17 protein-coding genes are annotated in these 25,068 nt (G+C 49.9%); 8 read left to right on the top strand and 9 right to left on the bottom strand.

Translation table 11 applies throughout. The features are described 5' to 3' along the window. The first annotated feature begins 108 nt into the window (after positions 1 to 108). A complete protein-coding gene (locus BZG80_RS10840) occupies positions 109 to 981 on the top strand; it encodes a (2Fe-2S)-binding protein (protein ID WP_077679338.1) in 873 nt (290 codons plus the stop codon). Here BZG80_RS10840 and BZG80_RS10835 read toward each other — a convergent pair. After that, a complete protein-coding gene (locus BZG80_RS10835; RefSeq protein ID WP_108744119.1) occupies positions 978 to 2,093 on the bottom strand; it encodes an endonuclease/exonuclease/phosphatase family protein in 1,116 nt (371 codons plus the stop codon). The genes BZG80_RS10840 and BZG80_RS10835 overlap by 4 nt on opposite strands. A 29-nt stretch (positions 2,094 to 2,122) precedes the next feature. Next, the gene (locus BZG80_RS10830; RefSeq protein ID WP_025744663.1) at positions 2,123 to 2,608 is read right to left on the bottom strand and encodes a hypothetical protein; all 486 of its coding nucleotides are present in this window, start codon (positions 2,606 to 2,608) and stop codon (positions 2,123 to 2,125) included. Positions 2,609 to 2,922: 314 nt separating this feature from the next. Here BZG80_RS10830 and BZG80_RS10825 point away from each other — a divergent pair, with 314 nt between their 5' ends. Continuing rightward, entirely contained in the window at positions 2,923 to 3,378 is a 456-nt protein-coding gene (locus BZG80_RS10825; protein WP_025744664.1) for a methylglyoxal synthase, read from the top strand. Between the two features lie 65 nt (positions 3,379 to 3,443). On the opposite strand, the gene helD is transcribed toward BZG80_RS10825, so the two are convergent. Next, positions 3,444 to 5,519: a DNA helicase IV gene (gene helD / locus BZG80_RS10820; RefSeq protein ID WP_077679337.1), complete on the bottom strand. Its 2,076-nt coding sequence runs from the start codon at positions 5,517 to 5,519 to the stop codon at positions 3,444 to 3,446. A gap of 243 nt (positions 5,520 to 5,762) precedes the next feature. Between helD and yccS the strand changes: the two genes are divergently transcribed. Then, on the top strand, positions 5,763 to 8,024 hold the full coding sequence (yccS, locus tag BZG80_RS10815; RefSeq protein WP_077679336.1) for a YccS family putative transporter: 2,262 nt from the start codon (positions 5,763 to 5,765) through the stop codon (positions 8,022 to 8,024). A gap of 236 nt (positions 8,025 to 8,260) precedes the next feature. After that, positions 8,261 to 9,430, top strand: a complete 1,170-nt coding sequence (locus BZG80_RS10810; RefSeq protein ID WP_077647315.1) for a Card1-like endonuclease domain-containing protein — start codon at positions 8,261 to 8,263, stop codon at positions 9,428 to 9,430. Positions 9,431 to 9,533: 103 nt separating this feature from the next. On the opposite strand, the gene udp is transcribed toward BZG80_RS10810, so the two are convergent. From udp to BZG80_RS10785, 5 genes are all read right to left on the bottom strand, one after another. After that, on the bottom strand, positions 9,534 to 10,295 hold the full coding sequence (udp, locus tag BZG80_RS10805; protein WP_077679335.1) for a uridine phosphorylase: 762 nt from the start codon (positions 10,293 to 10,295) through the stop codon (positions 9,534 to 9,536). A gap of 228 nt (positions 10,296 to 10,523) precedes the next feature. Then, a complete protein-coding gene (locus BZG80_RS10800) occupies positions 10,524 to 12,782 on the bottom strand; it encodes a zinc/cadmium/mercury/lead-transporting ATPase (protein WP_077679334.1) in 2,259 nt (752 codons plus the stop codon). A gap of 156 nt (positions 12,783 to 12,938) precedes the next feature. After that, positions 12,939 to 14,165 carry a sodium/glutamate symporter gene (gene gltS, locus BZG80_RS10795; protein ID WP_077461076.1) on the bottom strand — a complete coding sequence of 409 codons (1,227 nt, stop codon included), beginning with the start codon at positions 14,163 to 14,165 and terminating at the stop codon, positions 12,939 to 12,941. Positions 14,166 to 14,565: 400 nt separating this feature from the next. Then, the gene (locus tag BZG80_RS10790; protein ID WP_025744667.1) at positions 14,566 to 14,982 is read right to left on the bottom strand and encodes a CBS domain-containing protein; all 417 of its coding nucleotides are present in this window, start codon (positions 14,980 to 14,982) and stop codon (positions 14,566 to 14,568) included. Between the two features lie 137 nt (positions 14,983 to 15,119). Further along, positions 15,120 to 15,902, bottom strand: coding sequence for a DUF2927 domain-containing protein (locus BZG80_RS10785; RefSeq protein WP_077679333.1), 783 nt, complete (start codon positions 15,900 to 15,902; stop codon positions 15,120 to 15,122). A 184-nt stretch (positions 15,903 to 16,086) separates the two neighbouring features. On the opposite strand from BZG80_RS10785, the gene BZG80_RS10780 reads away from it, so the two are divergent. From BZG80_RS10780 to BZG80_RS10765, 4 genes are all read left to right on the top strand, one after another. Further along, a complete protein-coding gene (locus tag BZG80_RS10780; protein ID WP_077679332.1) occupies positions 16,087 to 18,093 on the top strand; it encodes a M4 family metallopeptidase in 2,007 nt (668 codons plus the stop codon). Between the two features lie 198 nt (positions 18,094 to 18,291). Further along, a complete protein-coding gene (locus BZG80_RS10775) occupies positions 18,292 to 20,091 on the top strand; it encodes a Na/Pi cotransporter family protein (protein WP_241833897.1) in 1,800 nt (599 codons plus the stop codon). Between the two features lie 124 nt (positions 20,092 to 20,215). Then, positions 20,216 to 22,675: a M9 family metallopeptidase gene (locus BZG80_RS10770; RefSeq protein ID WP_077679331.1), complete on the top strand. Its 2,460-nt coding sequence runs from the start codon at positions 20,216 to 20,218 to the stop codon at positions 22,673 to 22,675. 129 nt (positions 22,676 to 22,804) lie between these two features. Further along, positions 22,805 to 23,362, top strand: coding sequence for a sugar O-acetyltransferase (locus BZG80_RS10765; RefSeq protein WP_077461072.1), 558 nt, complete (start codon positions 22,805 to 22,807; stop codon positions 23,360 to 23,362). 75 nt (positions 23,363 to 23,437) lie between these two features. Here BZG80_RS10765 and BZG80_RS10760 read toward each other — a convergent pair whose 3' ends face one another. Next, on the bottom strand, positions 23,438 to 24,928 hold the full coding sequence (locus BZG80_RS10760; protein WP_077679330.1) for an aerolysin family beta-barrel pore-forming toxin: 1,491 nt from the start codon (positions 24,926 to 24,928) through the stop codon (positions 23,438 to 23,440). Positions 24,929 to 25,068: the final 140 nt, after the last annotated feature.

Genomic DNA, 25,068 nt, shown 5'->3' with positions numbered 1-25,068 from the left:
CATTTTTCTCGCCAAGCTACACTCTTAAACCAAATACGAATCACTCTTACAATTGGTTATATCACGTGGTAAATTCTTCTTTTTAGGCGCCAACTCAAAGGAGTGTTGATGAGCGCAGCTAACCCTACCGTTGATGCATTACCATTACCCGCCACAGTGACACTGCCCTCTTTTCCGCCAGCCCTGGGCTTATCTATGGTGCCTGATGCGATGAAAGGCGTTTCGCTCCGTAAGCAGCTCACCACCGCGCAAGGGCTGGCGCATTGTTTTTCTGCAGTGAACGCCACCTATGGCGATGCGGATAGCCGTGCCCAAGGTACCCTTTTTATCGGGGCTTATGCGTATGAGTTTCTGCTGCCGGTGCTGGCAAGCTGGCTACAAGGCGGGCAGATACCATCACTGGACTTGGATAATTGGAAGGTGAAATACGAACCTACCCGCGTCACTAAACCCAATGGCCAAGAGCTTGTTTATCACAAGCCGCATTTTTATCTCAGCGCCCTTGAGGGATGGAGACGGCAAGATCACCAGGACTGGCGTGCGATTTTGCATGGTGCTTTATTGCATCACTTTTCGCCCATCGTCGATGCGATTGCCGAGCAAAGTGGTATGCGTGAGGGGCCACTATGGAAAGTGATCGCGGATTCAATCTGTATTGCTTTCTTAATGGTAGGGAAGCATCGCGATTGTGAGCAGGCCGCGCGTGAAGCCGCGCTGTCGATCGTCCATCAACGCGGCACCCCGCTTTATAGCAAGCGCAGTGGTTTTCACGATGTCACCGTCTACGATCCGAACGACACCCAAACCGTGCTGCAAACCCATAGCTTCCGTTTGCGCGGCGGCTGTTGCCGGATCTTTACTGTCGATGATCACAGCTATTGCTCAACTTGCTGTTTTTTAAAACCGGACGAACAAGCTAAACGGCTCGCTGAAGTCGCGTGTCAACGTGAAGGCGTAGCGCTGGACTCGCAGCCTCGCTAATTGAGCGCCACATCGACCCAAACAAGGCGGTGATCTGAGTGGGCACGCGCGTGTTCTTGGCCGTTTTTATCACAAATCAGTGGGTAGTCGGCATCATCAGGGGCAGGCCAAAATACGCCGGAGACTAACACCGCCAGCTCTCGCGAAGGCAAGACATAATCGAGGCGCAGCCCGCCGTTATGGGTAGCGATTGCCCGCCCTTTGCCATCGATAAAGCGAAACGCGTGAGACTGGGCCGCCTCACTTTTTGGCACCTGCGCACCCGTGGCGACATCAGGGTGCACACGCGGATGGTTAAGCAAGGCACCAATGGCTTGTTTATCCCCATCGCCGTAGCTCGGGTCCGCATTTAAATCGCCAATCACCACAAAAGGTATCTCGGAAGAAAGCCCGCCGTGGACGCCCTTGTCGTCCACCAGCCAATCCGCGTTATCCAAAAGGCCAATTAGTTGGTGAATTTCATCACTGTTGCGCCGCCAATTACGCTTTTCAGGCCCATCAAACACCGGCGGCGTGGGGTGACACGCTACCAAGCGTATCTGCTGCTCTCCGATACTGATCGGCACAGAGACCAGGTTTTTCGAAGCTAAACGTAGCTTTTTTTTCGCCGCTTCGGTGTAGTAGTCAGACGGAATTTGATGGTGAGGCAGCTGATGCCACGCAAAGTGTTGCCAAGTGCAAATCGCGGTGTCTTCAATGGGGTAACGCGATATGATCACAAAGCCAAACTGACCATGATAGTCGCCAAAGCCATGACACTGCTGAGCATCCGTTAAACGTGGATGCGCGCTGACCGGCACCGTGAGTTTTAAACCCGTGTTGGTGGCAGGCAAATAGCGATACGGATAATCAATCGGGGGGTCGCCGTCTTGCGATTTAGCTAAGTGGCGCTCACAAAATGCGGCCAGTGCACCATCATCGCCACCATCGCCTGGGTGATCAAATTCACACAGCACCACCACATCAGGTCGCACGCGCTGTAAGGTGGCCGCGAGGTTTTTAATTTGCCGACTCGGCGTTGGTGCCTGCATCTGCGATTTAATGTCGCCAGCCTTGCGCCCTGCCAAAGACAGGTTAAATTGCGCAAACCTCAGGGTTGATGGTGCTGTCATGATAGCCTACTCGTGCGCTGAAAAGCCGACTATTTTAACAGGCTCTCAAGGGCACGACGAATTTGTAATGCATCTTCGACGGCACGATGGGGGGCGGGTCCCAATGCTTTCATTTCGCGACTAAAATCACGTCGGTCGAGATCACTGTGCTTTTTTAGCCACTGGTTTACCTCCATTAACGTAAATGAAGGACGCATATAGCAGGCTTTATAAAGCCGCCCCATCCAAAATAGGTCCCACTGGCTGTCGCACAATACATGCTCAAACGGTGCGAGCGTTTGGTTAAGGTGCTGACATACTGCCAATACACTGGTGCCTTCTGTGGCTAATGTCTTTTGCGAGATACCATGAATACGGGATTCAGCTTCGTGGTCCCAGTGATGCCAATGGCCACTGGCGGTGGAGGGATCAATTAAAAAACTTTGACTATCGCCATTTGGCAATACGTATCCTACCTCAATCGGATAAGACATTAACGACAAACCGGATGCTTCAAAATCCAGTGTCACCCACATACGCGTACTCCTTGCTCATAAACTCTCCTGTATAACGAGGCGCTTCCCTTGCCTAGTTAGTTAACTGTAGCCTTTTTGTTGTCACTTCGATGGACTGTCGCGCCACTTTTGCGTGCTTGATTAACAACTGGCTGTAAAAACAGACTTCATTTCATGTGCTTGGAGAGTTTTTATTGATAATGTGATAACTCTAACAGCCTATGTTCGGCGTTTGTCAGGTGTACGCTATAATTCGATGCAAGATTGGCGTAGGCTTCAATACACTGTTCATTCGCAGTTTGGCGTTAATCGCCTTGTTTTAGATGGAATCGATTATGAAACAAACGTCTCGCACCATGCTTGCACGCAAACACGTCGCGTTAGTAGCGCATGATCACTATAAAGATGCCTTGAGCGACTGGGTAAAAGAAAATAAAGAAATACTGAGCCAGCACGCGCTTTATGCCACCGGCACCACGGGCCACATCCTTGCAAGAGAAACGGGGCTAAAAATAACACCTTTGATGAGCGGCCCAATGGGCGGGGATCAGCAACTCGGGGCGATGATTTCTGAACAAAAAATCGATGTGATGATTTTCTTCTGGGATCCCCTCAATGCGGTCCCACACGATCCAGATGTTAAAGCGCTGCTGCGCGTCGGTTCCGTATGGAATATTCCGATTGCCACCAACCGCTCAACCGCCCGCTTTATGATCACGTCGCCGCTATTCGGGCAGGATGTCGATATCCAAATTCCTGATTATCAAGCGTACTTAGACGAGCGTTTGTGATCTTTTTTCCCACACTGTCTGTCGATAACTAACGCCGTCTATGGCTAACAGTGTGGGAGACCGCCTCAAAGGTTTCCTTTCAGTTCCTCCACAAACGGTGAGGCATGGCCTTTTTGATGTACTAGCCACACTTGTTTTTGTGCGCGCGTCAGGGCGACATAACATAATCGCCGTTCTTCCGCGTGTTCAATTGGCTCTTCATTTTTCCCTAATAAGGCCTCATCGAGTGACAGCGAGCGTTGCTTGGCCGGAAACACTCCCTCATCCATGCCGAGAATAAACACATAGTGGGCTTCTTGCCCCTTGCTGGCGTGCGCGGTGGTATAGCGAAGGGCCAGTGAGGGATACGTTTTCTGCCAAGTTTCTAGATCGTTAGGGCATCGAGAGTGGGTGCGACCAATCAGCATCACAGTCACGGGTTGCGTCGTTTTGGCGTGCTTTTTGGCAAGGCTTGCCAGTGTCTTTTCTAACTTATCGTCAGTGATTACTTTAATCGCTTTGGGCGTTTTCGCCGATGCTTTGTCGCGCGCGTAATCTAATTGCTTAGTGAGCTGTTTGGGGTTTTGGCAAATAAACTGCTGCGCAATATCCCCCAACGCTGCTGGATAGCGATAACAGGTGGTCAGCCAGCAAATTTCACTATCTCCAAAGCGCTGAGCAAAATCCGTGGTTAAACTGACATCGGCACCGGCAAAACGATAAATGGCTTGCCAATCATCCCCGACGGCATATAACGAGGCGCGTGGCGTTAAGATTTCACTGTCCGTTTTGCCGTGACACAAGGCCTCGAGCATCGCCAATCGTGCCGGCGAAATGTCTTGGTATTCATCGACCATCACAAACTGGATGGGCGTGGCGAATTTTCGCTGTTGGAACAACTTGGTCGCTTTTGCGATCAGTCCATCAAAATCAACGGCGTTCTCCGCTTTTAGTGCTTGTTTATAAGCTTGATACAACGGCCAAATCACCGCCAGTTCGTTTTTTAACCCGATCTGCTCCTCAAAGCTTGCCAGTTTATCGGTCAGCGCACGCTTGGTGGTATTGGCTTGGATCACCCGAGAGAGACGTGACCAAACCCAGCAGTGCAACCGACTTTCATGGGCACACGCGGTGAGCTCGGCCTGATCATCAATCGGCAGTGCGTGCTGCTGATGCAGTTTTTCCCATGCTTTATGTGTGTTGGGCTGCTGCCACTGCTCGGCGAGTGCTTGAGTCAGCCAGGCGGCTTTGGCGGTCTCATCACTGGCCAGCGAGGAAATGATAGGCGCCTGCCCTTGGTGCTCAGCAAGTTGCTGGCGGGCAAAGCCATGAAAAGTGGTGACATTCACCTCATGGCCGGTTTTGGTCTTGATCCGAGTTTTAAGCTCAGTCGCGGCATCACGGCCAAAGGCAAGCAATAAAAGCTGCTCAGGCTTGGCTTGCCCACTTTCAATTAAGTAGGCAGCCCGTGCCACCAGTACGCTGGTTTTGCCGCTACCGGGCCCCGCCACCACCAAGGTATGAGATTCATCGGTAAGCACAGCCTCACGCTGCGCCGGATTCAGTGGTGACGATTCAATCTGATCAAACCAGGTTTGCCACTGGTTGAGCATCGCCGCTTGCCATTGCTGGTTACGGGTTTTCAGCCAATGGGTATCGCCTTGCAACACCGGCGTCAACATGGTGGCGACACCTTCATCTAACTGGGAAAGGAAAGCAGCTGGGATCCCCTCGCTTTCTAGCGTATCCAATAACGTTTGCTGGGCAGTGCGTAATTGCGCCATGCGCACGTATCCTGGCGCGTTCACCAGCGCCTCATAGTCAGCCAGCAAGCTCGGTCGAATGAGCGCTAACTGTTTTTGATAGCGTGCGATATAGGCTTGATAACGCGCGTGAATGGCTTTACCGGCCTGTTTAGCACGTCGCCAAGGCAGGCCAAATACATCAAATGGATAAGCATCTCCTTGCTCTGTGAAGCCAGTCAACGAGATGGTTCCCCAGAGTAGCCCACGCGAAATGGTGAGCTGTCCATCCCAGGCAGAAAAGGGAATATATTGACGATGGTGGCGAGATTCGAGCAGTAAGCCATCATTTTCTAGCTGTAAACTATAATGATCGCCATAAACAAGCCATTGTGCCCAGCGATTTGCAGAGAGTTTCATATCAATACGTTAGTCAGCCAATGAGGGATAGGCGCGGCCTTTAAAAGATGCTTGGCATGCTACTGCTCACCATCCTATAAATCAATTCAATCGCCCACAAAGCCTGTTCTCAGCGTCGATTCTCTTAAGGAATTGACCTACCGCAACCAAACGATAAAAGCGGTGCTTAAAGACGCATTCAGGGTTAGTTTCTCGGGCCGTTTCTGGTATCTTGCCAGCATTGTTGGCCGATAACGTTTATTTATGTCTTTTTCTCTGCCACGTTTTCCCACCGTGCCACTCACGTTGCGTGAGTATTGGGCCAATCACCGGATTAATGACAGCCTTCGTGTGCTGATTGCGCTGATGGGCGTTGCCTTGTATGCCAGTTACGCTGGACGTACCGATATTGTCACCCCGCTCGTCCTTGGCGTCATCGCCTCGGCACTGGCAGAAGTGGACGATCATTTTTGGGGCCGAGTACGCGCACTTGGCGTCACCTTGGTCTGTTTTACTGTGGCGGCGTTTTCCGTCGAGCTCTTATATGACACGCCATGGTTATTTGCTATCGGCCTCACCGTGTCGAGTTTTGGTTTTATCATGTTAGGGGCCATTGGTGAACGCTACGGCACCATTGCGTTTGCGTCGTTACTGTTGGCGGTCTATACCATGCTAGGCATGGAGCAAGGCAGTGATATGTGGTTGCAGCCCATGATGCTGCTGTCAGGGGCAGTCTGGTATGGCCTTTTGTCGCTGATATGGATTGTCATCTGGCCTCATCGTCCGGTACAGCATCGGCTCGCGGCGGTATTTCGCCAAACCGCGACCTATATGGAAACCAAATCGAACCTATTTCACCCTGTGACAGAATTGGTCCCCCAGCCGACCCGCATCGCCGCGGCTAACCGAAATGCCCAAGTCGTCGCCGCACTCAACCAAGCCAAGGCATCTTTGCTGGCCCGTGCACGACGGGGGCGATTGACTAAACGGCATCAAGCGTTGCTGCAAACCTATTTTATTGCCCAAGATATCCATGAACGTGTCAGCTCTTCGCACTATCGTTATCAAGATCTTGCCGCGCAGTTTTTCCATTCTGATATCTTGTTTCGCTTTGAGGCCTTGCTCAATGCCCAGGCCAGCGCCTGTCGCGATGTTGCACAAGCGTTATCGATCGGGGCGCGCTACCAGCACCCAAAAGCGGGTCAGCAAGCGTTACTGGCCATCCAGCAATCGATGCAATATTTATTGGCTCAACAAACCCAAGATGCCTCGCGCATGGCCTTACTTCATCAGCTCGATTTTCTCTATAAAAACCTAGAGACCGTTGAGGAGCAGTTGGCGAGCCTTAGTAATTTAGCGGCCAATGATGGCACACAAGAAAGTGAACTGGCCGACCCCGATGCGCGCTCTCTGGGCGAAATGGTGTATCGGATCCGTCGTCAGATGACACTCAAATCGCTACGTTTTCGCCATGCGGTGCGCCTCTCTTTGTCACTACTCGCCGGCTACGGGGTGATTCAAGGGCTATCGCTTGAACATGGGTTTTGGATCTTAATGACGATTCAATTCGTTTGTCAGACGAACTACTCGGCGACGCGAAACAAACTCAAAGAACGGATCCTAGGGACCGTAGGTGGGTTGCTATTAGGTGTGCCCGCTTTGTATTTGTTCCCCGATCCGAGCAGCCAGTTAGCGTTAATGGTGATCACGGGGGTACTCTTTTTCGCTTTTCGTACCGTGCAGTATACGCTCGCGACCCTGTTTATCACCCTGCTGGTACTCATGTGCTTTAGCCAATTTGGTCAGGGCTTTGCGGTTATCTTGCCACGGCTGGGAGATACCGTGATCGGCTGCCTGATTGCTGTCGCCGCCGTTCGTTACGTGCTCCCCGATTGGCAAGCGCACCGGTTGCGTGGGATCATGACCGAGGCGTTACAAGCCAATCGTGATTACCTTGCCCATGTGATCGCACAATATCGTGTCGGTAAACGCGATAATCTCGCCTACCGAATCGCACGTCGCCATGCACACAATGCCGATGCCGAGCTCACCACCGCCATCAGTAATATGTTGGTCGAGCCAGGACGCTATCGCACCAACATTGAAGAGACGTTCCGGTTTTTGTGTTTAAACAATGCGATGTTGAGCTATATTTCTGCGCTTGGGGCTCACCGCCGTCGCATGGACGATGAGGTTAATCATCAGAAAATGGCGCAACTGCATCGTGATATTCATCAATCACTCAATACGTTAACCGAACGACTCCGGCGCGAGCTGCCGACCGAGCAACCCACTCAAGTGGCATCAACCGGTGATAAAACCCTCTCCGGCGACCTGGCAGACACTCACCCAGACGTTGTGTATCACGACACCCCAGAGCCTAACGTCGCCGCTCATGATAGGGTCGATAACACACCGTTAAGCATGGTGCTGCAACAGTTAACATTAATTCAGCGTATGATCCCTGAGTTAAATATGCTCACTGCGACATTGCGTCAGCAAGCACTCAAACAAAGCCGGACTTAGCGTCTCCTCACACGCACGTGCCCAGCTATCGAGCCGTCGTTGGCTGGGCTTGCGGTTAAAACACTGACACTGACGCCTCAAGGTCAGCACTCTGTCAAATTACACTTATTTACGCGATCTACGGTTGAAAGCCTGACGTTGAAGACGGATATTAGATCCATGTCATCTGTTGAGTCTGGCAACTATACTTATCATTTAGCGGCTTGTTGTCGCCGCATAGCCCGCCTGGAGCATTTATGGCTATTCATGTAGGAATCATTGATTCGGATCCAGTCCGACTCGTTACCCCTGTTTTACATCAACAATTGCCTGTCAGTAAGTTGGTATTGATTGGTACGCTTGAACAAGATCTCGAGTTTGAGCGACTGACTCGTGTGTTAGCCCCGAAAGGCATTGAAACGGAGTTTTTTGAAATCTCGGATGATATCAATATCCGAGAAGTCAAAAGCCAAGTAAAGCGTCTTGCCGAACAGCTCACCCAATCTTCTGAAGACATTCTTTTTAATGCGAGCTGTGGCCTACGCCACCAATTATTGTCTGCTTACGAAGTGTTTAGAACTTACCACTGGCCCTGTTATGTGATAGAGCCCTACAGCGACGAATTATGCTGGCTCTACCCCGACGGTCTTCCACAGCAACAGGTCGAAGATCATATTAGTTTGACCGAGTACATGACGATTTTTGGTGCCCGTTGCGCAGATCACGATGAAGAGGAAACCGGCTGTCTCACCAATGATATTTATCGGTTAGGAGAAAAATGGGCGAGCAATGCGTATGAATTAGGTCCAGGCTTAGCCACTTTAAATTACTTAGCGACCACTTGCCGAAAAGAACAGTGCCTGGATGTTGCATTGAGTGAAAAACAGCAAGGCTATCGCGAACTTGGGATGCTGCTCGACGATTTATCGGATGCGGGATTAGCGCGCTACGAAAATGGTGTGCTCACTTTTAGCTGTGAGGAAGCCCGACGTTTTGCCAACGGAGAATGGCTGGAAAGCTACGTGCACCACACGGTCACTTCTATCCAAAAAGAATTACCGACCATCCAAGACAGTGCGCTTTCTATGCAGGTTTATCGCCAAATTGGCGAGCGAGAAGTCCGCAATGAGTTGGATGTCGCCATGGTGGTTAACAATAAGCTTCATATCATTGAGTGCAAGACAAAAGGCATGTCTAGCGACGGTGATGACACCCTGTATAAATTAGAGTCTTTGCGCGATTTACTGGGTGGCTTGCAAGCACGTGCGATGCTGGTCAGCTTTAGACCATTACGTCATCACGATATTACACGGGGTACAGATCTGGGTTTAGCTTTGATCGGCCCTGACCAGCTGGCCAACTTACGCACCCATCTTTACGATTGGTTTATTGCGGCTGGCGGTACTATCGAAGTAAGAACAAGTTAATCGCTTACGCAAGGCGATACGACACGTTCGACAACCTTGTCGGCAATAAAAAACGCGGTGCTCATCAGGGCACCGCGTTCAAGGATAACGATATCGCGCTAGCTTATAGTAGCTTACGGGCCGCTTCCACCACCACTTTGATGGAACGTGTTTCCGTTTCTTTTAAGGTCGCGTGATCTGGGATTTCTTTTTGCGTACGGTTGATAATCACACCCGCGACACAACCAGCACGTAAGCCTGAGCTGGCACACATGGTCAGCAAAGTGGCCGATTCCATCTCAAAGTTCAACACACCCATCTCTTGCCATTCTTGCATTGAGCCTTGGAAACGACGCACAACGCGCCCGCTAAAGGTGTCATAACGCTCTTGGCCAGGGTAGAAGGTATCACTTGATGCGGTCACCCCTGTATGTACGGTAGCACCCTCTTCATCAACGGCGGCTTTCATCGCGGTCGCAACATCAAAATCAGGCACCGCTGGGAATTCCATCGGTGCAAAGTGAGTACTGGCACCGTCAAGACGTACAGAGCCGGTGGTCACGATCATATCACCGACGTTAATGTCAGGCTGGATAGCGCCTGTAGTACCAACACGCAAGAAGGTATTCACGCCCAATTGCGCCAATTCTTCTACCGCAATAGACGTTGACGGTCCACCAATGCCGGTTGAGCAAACCACCACGGATTTGCCATCTAGCCAACCGAGGTACAAGGTATATTCACGCTGTGAGGCGAGAAACGTTGGGTTTTCCATCAAGTTCGCGATTTTTTCAACGCGAGCAGGATCACCAGGAATGATGGCAGTGGTTGCGCCTTGTAGATCGGCTTTTGTGACGCCAAGGTGGAATACAGGGGTATCAGACATAATCAGTCTCCTCGCTGGATGCTATCATCAGCATTTAAAATAATGTAAGGCCTACCGAGGTAGGCCTGAACTCGTTATTGATTATGTGTTTAGGATACCCAAATCTGCTCCTTTTTATGTGACCATAATCGACATATTGCACGATCATCTCTTACAACTTTCAGGATTTAGAGATCGAAATCACTTTATAAAGGTAAAAGCAGACAGAGGGTGTCCTCATTTTTGGTCCTAATCACGCAACAGGCGTAATGCATTCAGTGTCACCAACGCTGTCGCCCCACTGTCTGCCAGTACAGCCACCCATAAACCGGTGATCCCTAACACACTGGTGACCAAAAACACCCCTTTTAGTCCTAGCGCAATCGTGATGTTTTGCCGCACATTGGCTTGCGTCGCGCGCGCGAGCTGAAGAACGCGAGGCAGCTCAATTAAACGATTATGGCTCAATGCTGCCTCGGCAGTTTCAAGCGCAACATCCGTCCCACTGCCCATCGCGACCCCCAACTGAGCGGCTTTCATTGCAGGAGCGTCATTAATGCCATCGCCAATCATGGCGATCCGATACTGACTCGCAAACGCTTCAACCGCCGCAACCTTGTCTTCAGGTAATAGTCCAGCACGATAATCAATCCCTAACTCGTCGGCAATTTCAGCAGCGGCTGTCGGGTTATCCCCTGTCAGCATCACAGGATGGATCCCCATCGCGCGGATCTGCTCAATCGCCTCACGTGCATCCTCGCGCAATTTATCGCGCCAGCCAATCATGCCATAAGGGCGCTCATCGACCATCACTACCGCAACGGTGACTCCGCGTGCCGCGATCTGACTGGCCTGTTGATACTGCGCATGCTCGAGCGTGGCGTCCGAGAGTTTGTCGAGCGCAACCATCCGAACAAGCTGGCCGTCGACTGTCCCTTCTACGCCTCGGCCTGCATTGGCTTGAAGCCCTGTCGCATCGGGGATAGAAAGACCGCGTTCCGTGCTGTAGAGCACGAGTGATTTAGCCAATGGATGATGACTACCGCGTTCGATCGCTGTCGCCAGTTGCAACAGCGTGGTTTCATCGCCTTGCCACACGCAAACATCCGTGACCATGGGCTTACCTTCTGTCAGTGTGCCCGTTTTATCAAAGGATACCGCGTTGATACCTGCCAAGCTTTCTAGCGCCGCTCCCCCTTTAATTAACGCGCCTCGACGTGCTGCCGTGGCCAAGCCCGAGGTGATAGCCGCTGGTGTGGAAATCACCAGCGCACAGGGGCATGCAATCAATAATAGTGCTAGGCCACGGTATAACCACTCTTGCCAACTGGCAGCAAAAAAGAGGGGTGGAACGACAACCACTAACACGGCTACGCCAATCATCGTCGGGGTATACCAACGACTGAATCTATCGATAAAGCGTTCAATCGGTGCTTTTTTTGACTCGGCTTGCTCAATCAAATGCAGGATTCGGTCAATGGCGTTTTCACCTTGGGCAGAAGTCACCGTCAGTGTCACCGTTTTATCGGTGGCTAAACTGCCTGCCATCACGGTGTCGCCCGCTTCAATATCGACCGGAATCGACTCTCCCGTCAGGGCGCTTTGATCAAAACTCGCCGCCATTTCCATCAACTTGCCATCCGCCGGCAAACGCTCACCGGCGCTAATCTCAATCACATCACCGGGCGTTAATGTGCTCGCCGCAACGGCTTCACGTTCACCGTTTTTGCCCACTCGCGTCACGGTTTCTGGCACTAACGCCATTAATGATTGAATACCGTCACGGGCACGCGTCGAGGCATAGCCTTCCAGCCGCTCGCCAATGAGAAACAGTACCAACACCATGGCCGCTTCCGTCGTTTCTCCTAGGTAGAGGGCACCGAGTGCGGCAATACTCATCAGTGTTTCAATGGAAAACGGGGATCCCTGACGTGCCAGCCTGCCCGCTTTGAGTAAGATAGGCGTTAATCCGACCACGGTGGCGCCGGTAAATAACCAGTCTGACAGTGAGGGAGACCAATAATGCAGGCCCCAGGCGATGAGCATGCTGCCAATCAATCCAAACAGTAGTGCATCATCGCGCCACTTTTGCCAGCCAGAAGGCTCTATAGCGGGTTGATTTAATGCCAGCAGTGGAAAGCCCACTTTTTTGGCCGCGTACTGAATCGCCGCAAGCGTATCAGCGGGTGCATTATGGGAGAGAGACACCCGTAACTTTTCAGTCGCAAACAGTACTGTCGCACTTTCAACACCCGGTGTGGCGTGAATCGCCTTCTCTAGTTTGGCAGCACAGCTTGGGCAGTCCATTCCCGTCACCGCCCATTCATGGGTCACAGAAGAGGAAAAGCGATGCCTGTCAGGATCGTCGTCACCTGCATTGCCCTCGCCATCTTGATGACTCGAACAGCAACTTGTTTCTTGGCATGTGTTTGTCACCGCCTCTGTGGACTGAGAAACGGTTTGGTGATGGGGTTGGTGACAATGGTGGTGTCCGCAGTGTTTACACATAATCGACTCCTTTGTTGGTCGTTGTGTTTATCATTTACGGACAGTATAAGGGTTGGAGCCCACTCCAGAGTCAAGGACGGATGTATCACTATAAAAACACCCAGCCGTTGAATGGCTGGGCGTTAATTTTAATTACCGCGACGTACCCGCAATGGGTTACTGAATCACAAAAATATATCCTTGCAGAATAATGAGATTCACGATGTCGATAAAGAACGCACCGACAATAGGAACGACCATAAAGGCTTGAGGCGCTGGCCCAAAGCGGTTAACGATCGAGCCCATGTTCATGACTGCCGTCGGTGTCGCCCCCAAGCCAAAACCACAGTGCCCACCAGCAATGACCGCACTGGTATAATCGCTTCCCATTAGCTTAAAGGTGACATAATAGCTAAACAACCCAATCACTACCGATTGAATCGCCAGAATAATCAGAAAGGGCACGGCTAAGTCGAGAATATTCCATAACTTCAGCGTCATTAAAGCCATCGCCAAGAATAGAGACAGAGAGACCGTCCCCACCATATCAACCGTTTCTGATTCAAGCTTGCGTAAATTAAACAGCTCTAACGTATTGGTGATGATCACACCCAAGAATAACGCATAAACAAAGTCAGGGATCATAAGCCACTGAATGTTGAACTGACTAACCCATTCAGATAAATGACTTGCACCTGTAATACACAATAACAAAATAAACAAGACTTCAATCACTTTTTTAGCAGTGACTTTATCTTCTTCATTTTCATTATATGTGACTAATTCAGGATATTTTTCGTGCGTTGTTGTCCCACGTCCATACTCAGATTCGAGTTGGTGTTTATTAATCAAACGCTGAGCAACAGGGCTACCAATAATCCCGCCAATAACGAGGCCAAGTGTGGCTGAGGCCATTGCGATCTCAAGCGTGCTTTGAATCCCATATTCATCCGTTAATATCTGTGCCCAGGCTGCGCCAGTACCATGGCCACCTGATAGCGTAATTGAACCGGCGACTAAGCCCATTAACGGATCAAGGCCTAGGAGCGAGGCAAAACTGACGCCAATCGCATTTTGAATGATAATATAGACAGACGCGATCGCTAAAAACCAGAAAACTTTTAGCCCACCTTTGACTAACTGTTTATAATTGGCTGCCAACCCAACGGTGGCAAAAAACATTAGCATAAAGGTGTTTTTTAACGGTAGATCAAATTTAAAGTTGATACCGTTATAATGTAAAACTGAAATCACACAAGCAATGATCAATCCCCCAACAATAGGTTCGGGAATATTAAACTTGCGTAATGCGGGAATTTTTGAATTAACGAAATGGCCTAGAAAAAGTACACCAATAGCAATCAAGAATGATTCTAGTGCACCAATTGAATTGAGTTGATACATATAACCTCTTTGTTTCTCTCACCTCGTCCTCCCTGATCGTCCAATTTAACCTTTGTTTCTACCTCATTTGATATTGTCGTAAAGTCAATGCTGGCCTCCACACCCACGATATTCCCGCATCCTGCTTATCGTATTCACTGCATGACAGGGGCTAACCTCTGTATCCGCACGGCAGGCCACCAGCTTGCCAATGGGCAGCACAATAGCAGAAAACCTTAAAACTGGCACCAAAAATCGCACGATCTATCACGATCATCGCTTTAGTTATTGAAATATCAATATTAAAAGGCAGGATAACAGCAGAGTGTGCTGATTAAAAAATAGACGGGAAACGAGAGGAGATGCTCAATTCAACCACCCTACTGACGGCTCAGTAGGGTGCGTGCGTATCGTACTGTGGTCACACAGGGTGGGTTAAACATTCGCCCATCTGCATCCCAATGGCGCGCAGTATGTCACGACGCGTGATGATCCCAACTAATTTACCTTCATCGACGACCGGATACAGTTTAGGTTTGGTCGGTGCCATCATTTCGGCCAGTTTAATGATACTGTCTTCTGATTCTACCGCTAACGCGTTGGGCGTCATGCAATCTGAGACGGTGTGTGAGTCTTGACAGTGGTAGCTGTCTCGTAATAACTGCTGCAACATATCTTGCTCGGATATAAAGCCCACCAAACGCTTATTTGCATCAATGACTGGTCCTCCCGTTTGCTGGCTACGAAGTAACTTTTCGAGCGCACTAGACAACGGCATGTCCTGCGAGAATGTAACCGGTCGTTTGTTCATATAATCTTTGACTGTGATCGACTCCATGTCGCCTCCCCAAATCGTTATGACATTATCAGTCCACCCTTTAAGTGTCGTCTAAGTTGGCGAAATGTCTAAATCACTTTCAACAATTTTTGTTATCGGGCAGACCAATCATCAACACGTTGGCATCTTCAGCCAGGCTACCATCCGAGTAGCGGATAGAGTTTTCCGGTTTTTACTGCTCGATGGGCGTTATTAATGGTGCCATCTTGCGCCCATTTCGTGATCACGGGCCGAATAATTGCCTGGGTGGTTTCCCAGTTTTGCCCTGGTTTTACGGCATCGAGATATAACAGCTGCAACAGTAGGCTATCGAGTCCAGTCAGTAACTGCTGCGAGCTCTGATCGTTAAAAATAGACGGATAGACTCGGTTATCGTCATTGGGTAACCCCATGACTTGCGTCAACTCTTCCACCACGCACGCCACCAGCTTACCTTTTGATCGGGCGAGATCGACGGGGATCAGCACCGCCGCATACTGAATTACCCCGTGTCTATCCACTTTAATGTTGGCAGCACATATCGCGTTCTCTAATGGCGAGACATCGTCCGTCGCAAACTGTTTGCGTGCATCGTCTAAAAAACGGGCATGATTAGTAAATACGATCGATAGATTGGCGCGTTCAGGCCTTTCGGTTGGGGTAAAGGCTACCCCAGTGATTGATTGCAAATGACTAAGATGGTACGCCACTAAATTATCATGGAGCTCACTGTTATTAATTGGATGGGCAATATGATACCGAATCGGCGCTTGCCACTTTCGGATGCCCTGCTCCCCTTCAATATATTCGCTTTTCATTGCTATTCGGTAAAAAGCGTCAAGGATATAAGCAGGCGATTGCCACGCCTGATCACTCGCCTCGGCCGGAACGGTCCATAAACATCCTATCAACATCAAAGCCAGCCATCCTCGGCGATACACAGCATCACTCCTTTGTTTTCATTACGTTATCCAGCGTCGCTGCAAAAACAACAGAAAAATGGAAGCCAGGTACCATTTTTCTAGACAGATTTTGAACCGGATCGACACTATGACTCCAATCACATTTTACTCTAGCAATGGCTGTGGATAGTAACCAGGATCTTTCCTATCTAACGAGGATATTATGCGTAAAACGTTACTTGCCTTATTTATTCCACTTGCGTTGCCCGCTTATGCCGCCAATATTGTCGATGCGACCAGTATTGATTTGAGCGAAGCACTCGCACCTGAGCAATCTCGCAGTGCCATGGTGAATGGCTCTCCATTAAGTTACCAAGAGCAATCTCGCCTTAACATTGGTGACCAATCTCTGGTTCGCAAACAACAACTTCATTACGGTATTCCTGTTTATGGTTACTCGGTGGTTGAGAACACATCGGCGCGCAATTTTGCGCCGGAGGTAAAAGGCGAGGTCGTCACCGGTATTGAGTCTGATATTGGCAGCACGCTGCCGATGTTGAATCAGCAACAGGCTATTGCCATTGCACAGGGCGAATCGACCCCAAATGCGCGGCAATTTAAGCAACCAGATGCGAACACACAGTTGTTGATTTGGCTTGATGAGCAGCAAACTGCGCGCCTGGTGTATAAAGTCGACTATTTAGCCAGCGATAATGGCCATCCGTCACGCCCGATTAAAATTATCGATGCGAAATCCGGCACTGTTTTAGATAGCTGGGAAGGCATCGCTCACCTAGAAGCGAGTGGCCCAGGAGGGAACCAAAAAAGTGGTCGGTTTAACTTTGGTCCGAACACGCAGCTCGGTGGATTCCAGGTGAATAGTCGCTGCCAAATGGACAGCCCCGACGTGAAAACCATTAATATGAACAACCGTGAATGGGGCGGACAAGTTCATCAATTTAATTGCCCTCAAAATACCTATCGCCAAGTCAACGGCGCCTATGCCCCGATGAATGATGCGCAGTACTTTGGTCAGCAAGTTTTCAACATGTATCAAGATTGGTTAGGTGTTCGCCCTATTCGCCAGCAGCTCACAATGCGTGTTCACTATGGTCAAGGCTACGGTAATGCGTTTTGGGATGGTCGCCAGATGACATTTGGTGACGGAAATCGCAGCATGTACCCGCTTACCACTTGGGATGTGATTGCACACGAAGTCAGTCATGGTTTTACCGAGCAAAACTCTGGCTTAGAGTATCGCGGAATGTCTGGTGGCATGAATGAAGCCTTTTCAGATATCGCTGCCGCAGCGCTAGGCCAGTATGTATTCGGCGACTTTAACTGGAAAATGGGTGAAGATGTGATGAAGCATAGCGAAGCTATGCGTTATTTCATTAACCCCAGTAAAGACGGTCGCTCTATTGGTCACGTTGATCGTTACTATCAAGGCATTGATGTCCACTTAAGCTCGGGGATTTATAACAAAGCCTTTTATCATTTGGCCACCAGCGAACAGTGGAATATCAAAAAGGCCTTCCGCGCATTTGCAACTGCTAACCAACTTTACTGGCGTCCTAACGCGAGCTTCCAACAAGGCGCGAATGGGGTTTGCGAAGCAGCTAAAGACCTTAACTACCCTGCGGGGGCAGTGAGTCAGGCCTTTGCAGAAGTCGGTATCGAGATGCAAAACTGCCAAGGTGGCGGTGGCACACCGACGCCTGAGCCTGAACCACAACCCGAGCCGCAGCTAAAACCGCTCACCTTAGAGCAGCCCGTGCAAATTCAAGGTACAGCGGGAAGCACACAGCAGTTTGTGGTTCAATCCGCACCACGCGGTACGGTTTGGCTACAAACCTATCGCGGCCAAGGCGATGTCGATTTATATGCCGCTGTCGGTCGCCCGGCAAGCGCGAATGATCATGACTGTCGTTCAACCAATTCGGGCAACGATGAGTATTGTGGCTTTAGCCAAGTTCAAGGCCAAGACATTTATGTCACGGTAACCAGTAATGGTAACTACACCACGAATGTCTTAGCCCGGGTTGATGACCGCGGTGTAGAAAAAAATCGCTGCGCCAATATGCCTAGCTGGAGTCAATACAATTATTACTCGGCCGGCGTACAGGTTCAGTATCAAGGACACTTTTTCCAAGCCTCACAAAACAATTGGGGCATTGATCCTATGTCCAACCAATGGGTTTGGCGCTACCAAGGTCGTTGCCAAGGCTAGTTTCCATGGCGGCTGGCATCATGCCAGCCGCTTCATTTGTCTGTTACTGATCATGCGCCCCATCCCTTGCCAGTGAAGCGATGACGTATTGTGATCCCCGCGCGATTCTCGCCGATAATGGTACCTATCTCTCGCATTACTGATTTATTACATCTATGTTAATGATTATTGGTAACAATTAAGTTATGGATAGATTGGATGCAAAAAAAGGTATTTCCCACTATCGGACGCTGGCATCACCTCGCGCTGCTCCTTCTCCTCATCCCTACCGCTGTCTGGGCCGCTGAGGTCAACACATCGTCGATTCATTACCCGACCATGCTCATGGGGCTGCTCGGAGGTCTTGCTCTGTTTTTATACGGCATGGATAAGATGTCCAATGCGCTTAAAAATGCCGCAGGGAGTCGACTCAAATCCTTGTTAGCGCGACTAACGACTAACCGGGTGGCTGGTGTATTCACAGGAGCCGGTGTGACCGCAACCATCCAGTCTTCCTCTGTCACCACAGTGCTATTAATTGGCTTTATTTCTGCAGGTTTGATGTCACTGACACAAGCAACAGGCGTGATCATGGGTGCCAATATTGGCACCACGGTAACGGCCCAGATTGTGGCCTTTAAAATCACCCAAGCCGCGTATCTGATGGTCGCTATTGGCTTTTTTATTCAATTTACCGCCAAGGCCGATAAAACCAAGCAATACGGCAAGATGCTGTTTGGCTTGGGTCTTATTTTTACGGGCATGAATATGATGAGTGAGGCGATGTCACCCCTGCGCGGCTATCAGCCATTTATTGATGCCATGGCCCAAATGCGAAACCCCTTCCTCGCTATCTTACTTGCAGCCTTGTTTACTGCATTAGTACAATCCTCGTCGGCCACCACCGGGATTGTGATCGTATTAGCGGGACAAGGCTTTATTTCGTTGGAAAGTGGGATCGCACTTGCCATGGGGGCTAACGTCGGGACCTGCGTCACCGCATTATTGGCCGCCATCGGCAAATCTCGCGAAGCCAAGCAAACCGCCAGTGTTCATATTCTCTTTAACATTATTGGCGTATTCATTTGGTTGCCAATGATCAGTACGCTCAGTGATTGGAGTGTCGCGCTTTCGCCGATTCACCCTGATTTAACCGGCGTTGAACGATTAGGAGCTGAGCTCCCGCGTCAAATCGCGAATGCGAATACGTTATTTAACGTCGTGAATACGCTTATTATGCTGCCATTCGTGGGAGGATTTGTTTGGCTGGCAAAAAAAATCATACCGAAAACGCCTAAACCAACGATCAGCGAACGGCCGATTGTCGCACCGAAATATTTGTCGAAAGAACTATTGATGACGCCAGACATTGCCATGGACCAGGCACAGCTTGAGATAGGTCGCGTTGGGCGTAGAGTTTGCAACATGATGAATGCCCTACCGCCTCTAACCTCAAAACTGGCCACGCAGCAAGAGCAAAGCGCAGCCGTGGAGGCGCTGGGGAAAATAGAGACTCTAGAACAACAAGTAGATATTCTACATGGGCATATTTTGTTTTACTTAGGACGACTGCGTAAAGAGCCACTTTCACAGGTACAAAGTGATCGTCAAATCATGCTGATCAGTGTGACCGACCAACTCGAAAGCATTGCGGATCTGATTGAAGACACCTTAGTTCCCATCATGGATAAATCACTTCATGCGGAGATTAGCATCAGCCCTGAAATGCAATCAACGCTTGATGAAATCCAGGATAAGGTGACGCATGCGTTACTTGATAGCGTGAATGCGATTCGACGTGGGGATACGCAACGGGCTAAGCGGGTACTAAACACCAAACGTACCCTTAACGCGCTATTGGATAAAGTACTGGCTCATCAAGCAGAGCGTTTGGTCGAGCATAACCCCAATCGTCTTCAACTGTTTAGTATTGAAATGGAGTGGACCGAATCGCTCAAGCGCGTCTATACCGTGACCAAACGTATTGCCAAGTTGCACCTGCGTGAAAAAGAAACGTAATGATGAATAAGTAGCTGATAAGACAAACAAAGTGGAACTAAGCCCTAATATTTGGGCTTAATTCGCCAAAAATATCGAGAAAATCGTTATAAAAGCTCCGCCCAAATTAAACTAGGAGCTTGAAATGTCTTATGAATTTCCTTCCCGTCCCAAGCCTCTTTCGGCACTTATCGCGCTTGCCGCGCTAAGTAGCACCAGTGCATGGGCTAGCGAGTCATGCGAGGTCGCCGATTTAGCAGCCAGTGCTAGCCCTATCCAAGTGATTGCGAATGCGGATCGCAGCTGCTTTACAAGCTGGTACGATACCCAATCAAGCCGTTATGATTCCGTTTACCAAGAAGCCTTTGTCCGCAAAGTCGCTCAGCGACTAGAGCAAACCGTCACGCAATATCAAGGTCAAGCAACGCAAGCACGCCAAATCGCCAACCTCACTGAATATATTCGCGCAGCTTATTACGTCCGCTTTTATGGTGACACAGACCAAGCTGATTATTCTGATAAGCTTGACGAAGCATTGGCGCATACCATCGTCCAGTTTCTACAATCCCCTTTTGCAACCGAAGATGGCCGTGCGCAAACCGATGCATTACATGGCCTGACGTTGATGGCCGATAGCATTAAGCAATTACCACAAACCTTTAACCTACAACTGCGACTGCTGGAAAACCTGAATCAAGCGCGCTTACAAGAGCGTGGCTATGTCAACGCGCTGAACAATCTATTTGTCGCCATGGCAGGTCACCAATCGCGTCAAGCCTTCTACGATGTGCTTGCAGCTGACTTGTCTTTGATCGATCGTCTCTACCAGTTTGTCATTGATAACCCTCAGTTATCACAAACTGAAAACGGTGCTTTATTGGTGTCGAATACAGTCCGCGAGATGGGCCGATTACTCATGGCACCTCAGCCAAGTATCCGTGCACGGGTTCTAACCCACTACCGTGATCTTCTGCCTCGTTTTCCTCTAGGTGGCGCCAACGATGCCGTTTGGGTCGGACTGGTTGAAATGGTCGACGCGTTTGCCCCTGATAAAATCCAAGAATTAGGCCTCACCAATGCCAAATCGACGTTAGCCACCAAAATCGTTCCCTATCGTTTTCAATGTGATGGTCCTGCCGTGATCCGCTCACAAAGCATGACACAAGCGCAGTCGCAACAAGCCTGTGAAAGCCTGCATCAAAAAGAAAACGCATTTCATCAAACCGTTCGCTCCGGTTATCAAGCGGTGGCTGATGATCTAAACGACAGTGTTGAAGTGGTGGTATTTGATAACCCGTCGGACTACAAAACCTATTCATCGTTCTTGTTTGGTAACTCGACCGATAACGGCGGCCAGTACTTAGAGGGCGACCCAGCAAGCCCTGACAACCAAGCTCGCTTTATTGCCTACCGCAATGACGAGGGGAAATCGCTCTCCATTTGGAACCTCGAACACGAGTACGTTCATTATCTTGATGGCCGTTTTAACATGTACGGCGACTTCAACGACGTGCTGCGTCATGGTCATACCGTGTGGTGGCTGGAAGGCTTTGCTGAATACATGGCTCATGGCGATGACTATGCCGAAGCAATTCACTTGGGCAAAGAAGGCGGTTATTCACTCAGTGACGTGTTTGCTACCACCTACCAACATGATGTTAATCGTGTGTATCGTTGGGGGTATTTGGCCGTACGCTTCTTGTTTGAAAAGCACCCAGAAGCGGTAGATGCGTTGCTCGCAGCCGGACGAACTGGACAATTTGAACAATGGGCAAGCTTAGCCAAAGAGTATGGTGAACAATATGGCCCCGCATTTTCGCAATGGCTGACGACGCTGGATAGTTCAGATGGCGGCGAGCCTCCTCGTCCAGATCCAGATCCTGACCCCGAGCCTGAGCCTGAGCCTGAGCCTGAGCACCCAGACGTTACAACCCTATCCCTGGGACAAACCGTCACCATTAGCGGGCAGGCATACAGTGAATATCTCTATCAGATCGACCTGAACCGTGCCGCCACTGCGCTTACCTTTAGCATCGCGGGCCAAGGCAATGCTGATCTCTACGTCGCCAAAGACCGCCAGGCGCACTATTATGACTTTGACACCACCGAGTGGAACCAAACCAGTAATGAAACCGTGACCCTGAACGATGTCGAGCCAGGGCGGTATACCTTGAGTGTCACCGGACGCGGAGACTTTACCGATGTCACTGTCGCGGTAAATGCGGAAGGCCAAGTCGATCCCGAGCCAACGCCAGAGCCACAGCCTGAAACACCGGCTGGCACCGATGACTTGCGCCCGGCTCAGCTTAAGGTCGCAAGTCCCAATAGCATCAGCGTCTATCAACGCCGTTACCTGTATGCCGACGTGCCTGAAGGCGCAACCAAAGCGCAAGTGTGGGTCATGGCAGACGGTGATACAGGTGATTTGAACGTGTTTGCGGCTGAAGAGTATTGGCCAACGCAAGCGCAAAATCAGGCAGCCTCTGAAAGACCCGGCAGCAATCAATACATTGAGATCGACTTACGCAACCAGCAACATTTGTACTTGCTACTCGCTGGCGACGGCAGCCGGAGCCAAACCGATGTTCGTGTTTACTTTCAATAGCAACTAAGTAACTAAGTAACTAAGTAACTAAGTAACGATAATATTATCAAGCGCTACCCCAGGTGGCGCTTTTTTACGTCACCTAGAACTGCAACATCCGTCGTTTTGGGGTTGATAAGGAGATAAATAATGACCGAATGGGAAAAGATGTGCCAAGGACTTGTGTTTGATGACAGCGATGGATCCATTGATATCAGGCGAGACCATGCCACACGAACCTTATTAGCATTCAATCAAAGCCTAGATACGACGACAAGAAAGCAACTGCTTACCACGTTATTACGTACCATCGGCGAAGGTTCGGTCATTCAACCTCCGTTCCATTGTGAGTTTGGCGAGACCATTGAGGTTGGCAGCAACACCTTAATCAACATGAATGTCACTATGCTGGATGGTGCACCGATCACGATTGGCAACCATGTGCTGATTGGCCCCAATACGCAGTTCTACACCCCTACCCACTCCCTCGACTATCAAAGCCGCCGCGCATGGGAGACATGGTGCCAACCCATTGTGGTAGAAGACGATGTGTGGATTGGCGGTAATGTGGTGATCTGTCAAGGGGTCACTATCGGGGCGCGCAGCGTCATCGCCGCCAATGCGGTGGTTAAACACGACGTGCCACCTGACAGTCTTTACGGCGGCACCCCTGCACGTTTCCTAAAGGCACTTAATGGCAATAGATAGAAAAATGAATCTGGCTAATCAATTAAGGCCGCACCTTTGGGAGCGACCTCTTTACTGACAGCTTGGTCTTCCTGCTTACTTCACAGGTTTGATGGTCAATTCGGCATTGTCGAAACCGAGGCTCGCAAGTTCATCGGAGTCAAAGTTAGAAATCAATTCTACCCCATTCGCTTCGCCCGTCGTGGTCATTGGCGAAATAGATCGCTTGACGCGAGCGGAAGCCGCTTTGCCAATCGGCTTCGCTTGGCCAAGCTCTATAGTCCCTGCATACTGGGATTCCGCATAAAAATCACCCGACACGTAGGAATAGAACGGACGTAAGCTTTTTCCTGTTGCCCACTGCATGCTTTCTAGGCCATACTTTTCAACCGCCCAGCTCCAGTCCCACCATTTCACTTCGCCAGGAATGTAGCGGTGATGCCATTGATATGCGATATCTGCAGACGGCTCACTACTACGTCCCATCGTAAAGGTGTGGTGTACTGTAGGACGATTTTCAGGGTGCGAGTGCCATGCGTTACCGCTCCAGCGCAAGAAGCCGTCAAAAGTCACGTCATAACTAATATCGGCGCCAAAGCGATACGGATAAGAAATGCTCGACCGATAAAGCTCGACGCGAATAGGTATCTCGGAGTTCGCCGGAACAAATGGACGTGCTTGTAACGTCACCTGCTCACTGCTCGAGCCACCATTGCTATTGGCAAAGCTTTGATTCGCCTCAAATGAAATAGTGAGCTTGGTATCGCCAACCAATGGCCATTTAAATTCGTTTTCTGTTTGTACTTTTTGCGCAAAACCATAGGTGTTGGTTTTCGACCAATTAGTGGCCTCATCGACTTTGAGATCAACGACCACTTGTTGAGGCTCGTCGAGGTTGTTGCGGGCGACAGCAGAAATCGTTTTGACTAACTGTTTATCGGACTCAACCACATCACCATGCCAGAAATCACTGTCATTTAAGGTATAAGCAAAGTTATCCACTTTGATGGTGGTTTTATCACCACAGCGGTAGCCATCACACCCGCCATCATTATTGCCCCGAATCAACCATTGATCACCGGAACGCCAAACGTTCATATCTTCACCGACGTAATCACTGTGATTACCACCTACCCATGCGTAACCCAGGTAATGCGCGAGATAGCTCAGCGGTTTGACAAATTCACTGCGATTATTGACCAGTGAATATTGGACATCGAGCTCAGTCCCTTCTGGTACGCTTTGAGCGGCGTAATCCGGAATATCGCCCTTATCATTGATGGGATAACACCATGTATCTTTCGTTTGACCGTAGTGTTTGATTTCACCGTTATAGCCGCTACCCATGATCGCCCAATCGCCTTCGAGCCCAGCGATTTGCCATTTCCCCATGCGATCGTTCAAAAAGTGGCGGTGGGTACTCGCCTCGTCTGCCGTTAAGGGCCGATAGTTGGCCCGGCATTGGTCATCGCCTAAGGTATCAAGCACAATTTGGTCAGGATAGACTCTCGCCTGTGCAACTCCCGCACTGACGAGCACTGCGATGGTGGAGAGAGTCAAGGTTGTTGTACGTGAGATTGTCGCCATTTGACGTCTTCCTTTTGTTAGGTGTTATTAGAGTCTGCCAGCTATTCGAAAGCTGACCTTTTTGACCTTTCCATAGCCAACAATAAAAACAAAATGAAAAACGATGATTTAAATTCCCCTTATAGTTCATTACTTTAGGT

Origin of the sequence: Salinivibrio sp. MA440, from assembly GCF_001996265.1 — a bacterium.
In the GTDB taxonomy this organism is placed as follows: domain Bacteria; phylum Pseudomonadota; class Gammaproteobacteria; order Enterobacterales; family Vibrionaceae; genus Salinivibrio; species Salinivibrio costicola.
Note: the sequence above shows the minus strand (reverse complement) of the source record. Positions and strands in the feature narration are given on the sequence as shown.

Excerpts from the sequence above, each read along its gene's own strand:
- BZG80_RS10840 (WP_077679338.1), top strand. The coding sequence starts at position 109 with ATGAGCGCAGCTAACCCTACCGTTGATGCATTACCATTACCCGCCACA.
- BZG80_RS10835 (WP_108744119.1), bottom strand. The coding sequence starts at position 2,093 with ATGACAGCACCATCAACCCTGAGGTTTGCGCAATTTAACCTGTCTTTG.
- BZG80_RS10830 (WP_025744663.1), bottom strand. The coding sequence starts at position 2,608 with ATGTGGGTGACACTGGATTTTGAAGCATCCGGTTTGTCGTTAATGTCT.
- BZG80_RS10825 (WP_025744664.1), top strand. The coding sequence starts at position 2,923 with ATGAAACAAACGTCTCGCACCATGCTTGCACGCAAACACGTCGCGTTA.
- helD (WP_077679337.1), bottom strand. The coding sequence starts at position 5,519 with ATGAAACTCTCTGCAAATCGCTGGGCACAATGGCTTGTTTATGGCGAT.
- yccS (WP_077679336.1), top strand. The coding sequence starts at position 5,763 with ATGTCTTTTTCTCTGCCACGTTTTCCCACCGTGCCACTCACGTTGCGT.
- BZG80_RS10810 (WP_077647315.1), top strand. The coding sequence starts at position 8,261 with ATGGCTATTCATGTAGGAATCATTGATTCGGATCCAGTCCGACTCGTT.
- udp (WP_077679335.1), bottom strand. The coding sequence starts at position 10,295 with ATGTCTGATACCCCTGTATTCCACCTTGGCGTCACAAAAGCCGATCTA.
- BZG80_RS10800 (WP_077679334.1), bottom strand. The coding sequence starts at position 12,782 with ATGTGTAAACACTGCGGACACCACCATTGTCACCAACCCCATCACCAA.
- gltS (WP_077461076.1), bottom strand. The coding sequence starts at position 14,165 with ATGTATCAACTCAATTCAATTGGTGCACTAGAATCATTCTTGATTGCT.
- BZG80_RS10790 (WP_025744667.1), bottom strand. The coding sequence starts at position 14,982 with ATGGAGTCGATCACAGTCAAAGATTATATGAACAAACGACCGGTTACA.
- BZG80_RS10780 (WP_077679332.1), top strand. The coding sequence starts at position 16,087 with ATGCGTAAAACGTTACTTGCCTTATTTATTCCACTTGCGTTGCCCGCT.
- BZG80_RS10775 (WP_241833897.1), top strand. The coding sequence starts at position 18,292 with ATGCAAAAAAAGGTATTTCCCACTATCGGACGCTGGCATCACCTCGCG.
- BZG80_RS10770 (WP_077679331.1), top strand. The coding sequence starts at position 20,216 with ATGTCTTATGAATTTCCTTCCCGTCCCAAGCCTCTTTCGGCACTTATC.
- BZG80_RS10765 (WP_077461072.1), top strand. The coding sequence starts at position 22,805 with ATGACCGAATGGGAAAAGATGTGCCAAGGACTTGTGTTTGATGACAGC.
- BZG80_RS10760 (WP_077679330.1), bottom strand. The coding sequence starts at position 24,928 with ATGGCGACAATCTCACGTACAACAACCTTGACTCTCTCCACCATCGCA.